Annotated in this window: 1 protein-coding gene; it reads left to right on the top strand. The window is 78.3% G+C overall.

Annotated features, from left to right (window positions below):
- Positions 1–207, top strand: a 207-nt coding sequence (locus N869_RS16290; protein ID WP_035063612.1) for a UvrD-helicase domain-containing protein, incomplete at both ends; no start/stop codon positions are given.

The following is a 207-nucleotide window of genomic DNA, read 5'->3' as shown; positions in this document are numbered from 1 at the left end:
ACCCGGTGACCGCCGTCGGTGACCCCCACCAGGCGATCTACGGGTGGCGGGGGGCGAGCGCCGGGGGGCTGGCGCGGTTCCCCGAGCACTTCCCACCGGGCGCCGGTGCGACCAGCCCGCAGACCCGGGTGCTGGCCCTGGCCACGTCCTGGCGCAACGACGCCGCCGTGCTGGAGGCCGCCAACACCGTGGCCGCACCCCTGCGGG

Origin of the sequence: Cellulomonas bogoriensis 69B4 = DSM 16987 (assembly GCF_000767165.1) — a bacterium.
Classification (GTDB): domain Bacteria; phylum Actinomycetota; class Actinomycetes; order Actinomycetales; family Cellulomonadaceae; genus Actinotalea; species Actinotalea bogoriensis.
This window is presented reverse-complemented; position numbering and strand designations above follow the sequence as displayed.